A 2,779-nucleotide genomic window follows, 5' to 3' on the forward strand; every position below is an offset into this window, starting at 1 on the left:
TTCTGCTGGGTGACCTGATCCATCTGGTTGACCGCGGTATTGACCTCCGACAGGCCGGCAGACTGTTCCTGTGCCGAGGCGGCGATCGCATCCATGTGCTGGTTGATCGTGACGATGAAGCCTTCGATGGTGCGTAGAGCCTCGCCGGTTTCGCGAACGAGCCGGACGCCGCTTTCGACTTCGACGGTGGAGTTGCGGATCAGGTCCTTGATTTCCTTGGCCGCATTGGCCGAGCGCTGGGCGAGCTCGCGCACTTCCTGGGCGACGACGGCAAAGCCCTTTCCGGCATCACCGGCGCGAGCCGCTTCGACGCCGGCATTCAGCGCCAGAAGGTTGGTCTGGAAGGCGATCTCGTCGATCACACCGATGATGTTGGAGATCTGGCTCGACGAATGCTCGATACGACCCATGGCATCGACCGCGCCCGAGACGATCGCGCCGGACTTGCGGGCGCTTTCATTGGCCTGGCTGGCCACCGTGCGCGCCTCATGGGTGCGCTTCGACGAGTTGCCGACATTGGCGGTGATCTGGTCGAGTGCCGCGGCTGTCTCCTCCAGCGAGGCGGCCTGCTGCTCGGTCCGGCGCGAGAGGTCGTCAGCGCTCTGGCTGACTTCGCGCGCACCGCTGTCGATGCTGCCGGAACTCGCCGAAACAGCCGCGAGCGTATTGGCGAGCTGGGCGACGGCCTGGTTGAGGTCGTGGCGAAGCTGCTCGAAGTCCGGTGCGAAAGGTTCGTTGAGCTGGAAGGCGAGATCGCCGGAGGCAAGACGGCGCAAACCGCCGGCAAGACCGGCCGTTGCTTCCTGGAGGCGGCGCTGGGCCGCGGCTTCCGCTTCTTCGGTCAGACGCAGGCGATCGGCCTCAGCCTGGGCGCGCTGCGCCTGGGCATCCGCTTCGAGCTGCTGGTTGGTGATCGCCGCCTGGCGGAAGACTTCGACGGCACGGGCCATCTCGCCGATTTCGTCCTTGCGGGCGCCGTAGGGGATGTTGCTGTCCGTGTCGCCTTCTGCGAGACGCGCCATCGAACGGGTGATGATCTGGATCGGGCGGGCAATACCACGCACGGCGTAAAGAATGGCGCCGAGCACGATGATGGCCGCAACGGCGATGACCGCGATTTCGATCATGCGGATCTGGTCATGCGTGGCCGAGCTTGCCGCAACCGCGGCATCGGCACCGGCGAGGTTGATCGCGCGCACTTCCTTGATCGCCTCGTCGACCTTCTGCTCGGTCTCCCGCATCTCGACCTTGAAAACGCTCTGTGCCTTCATGTTCTCAAGATTGTTGGAGAGCTTCACCATGCCGTCGGCAATCGAGAGGTAAGCCTGATAGGCAGTGCGCACTTTTTCCAGCGCGGCCTTGTCTGCATCCGTCACCATCAGCGCCGCATAGTCGTCGGCGAGCTTGTTGAAGCCTTCGATGGTCTGGCCGATGACTTTCTCGGCGGCTTTCTTTTCGAAGGGCGTCAGCGAGATCAGGTGGCGCGCAAAGGCCATGCGCGTGTCGGAAAGCTGGGTTTCGAGCGCGCGGGAAAGCGAGACGCGCGGCAGCCAGGTGGTGGCGATCTCGTTGTTGCGCTCGTTCATCATCTTGATGCCGCCGAGCGAGGAGACGGCCAGCGCCGTGACAATTGCGGCGACCACCAGGAAAAGGGCAATGAGCGTATGTGAAATCTTGAGCCGTGACATAGGTTCCCCCCGGAAGGACGGCCGTCCATAAAAGCTGTACTTGATGAAGTCGTTCCGGCTCTTGATCGTCATGACGGAGCGGATGCCGAAGCAGGAATCATTCCGGTGCCTGGATGCGCTTCAAGCGCAGCCGGCGGAAACCTAACGAACAAGATATTACAAAAGCCCTAATCGATTAAAGTGAGTATAATCTGATATTTGCATGTACTCTGGGGCTGCTGTTGATCGTTCGCATTCGGCAATCGCCACGGGGATGTTCTGTATTAGTCTTGGCTTTACTTAGGCGGTCTGGAATTTTCGCGTCGAGAGCGGGCCAATCTCCCACGTGGATGAAGGGCCGACACTGATTGACGGGCGCCAGCCTGCCGGGCCATGGTCGGCCATGCCCTTCCGCTTCGTCCATACCGCAGATCTTCATCTCGATTCGCCCCTCCGCAGCCTCGCCCTAAGAAATGCCGATCTTGCCGAGATCGTGCGTGGGGCGTCCCGGCACGCCTTCGTCAAGATCGTCGATCTCTGCATCGCCGAGAAGGTAGATGCTCTGCTGATTGCCGGCGATCTCTATGATGGCAGCCAGACGTCGATGAATACGGCGCTGTTTCTCGGGCGGGAATTGCGCCGGCTGGACGAGGCGGGCATCCGGACCTTCATCATTCGCGGCAACCACGACGCTCAGTCGCAGGTGACCAAGGAACTGACGCTTCCGCCCTCGGCGCACGTGTTCAAAGGCAAGACAAAGGCCGTTCATGCCAAGACCTTGGCAAGCGGTCGCGACGTCTATGTGCATGGGGTCAGTTTCGAGAATACGCACGCGCCGGAAAGTCTGCTTCCCGCTTTTCAGCCACCCGCACCTGGTGCGATAAACATCGGCATGCTGCACACGAGCCTTGCGGGTGCCTCTGGCCATGATCCCTACGCTCCGTGCAGCACCGGCGACCTCGTGGCACATGGTTTTGATTACTGGGCGCTCGGCCATATCCATCAACGCCAGATCCACGCAACGGCGCCGTTTGTCGTCATGCCCGGCATACCGCAGGGCCGCGATGTCAACGAAGCCGGCGTGAAGAGCGTGACGCTGGTGACGTTCGATG

At 61.7% G+C, this 2,779-nt stretch carries 2 protein-coding genes; one reads left to right on the plus strand and one right to left on the minus strand.

Features of this window, described 5'->3' with window-relative positions; genetic code table 11:
- Positions 1-1,688: methyl-accepting chemotaxis protein (locus tag I8N66_RS37060; RefSeq protein ID WP_291165509.1), on the minus strand; the 1,688-nt coding region annotated here is incomplete at its 3' end.
- A gap of 382 nt (positions 1,689-2,070) precedes the next feature.
- On the opposite strand from I8N66_RS37060, the gene I8N66_RS37065 reads away from it, so the two are divergent.
- Positions 2,071-2,779, plus strand: a 709-nt coding sequence (locus I8N66_RS37065) for a DNA repair exonuclease (protein ID WP_291165511.1), incomplete at its 3' end; no start/stop codon positions are given.

Source organism: Ensifer sp. SSB1, from assembly GCF_016652895.1.
Taxonomy (GTDB): Bacteria; Pseudomonadota; Alphaproteobacteria; order Rhizobiales; family Rhizobiaceae; genus Ensifer.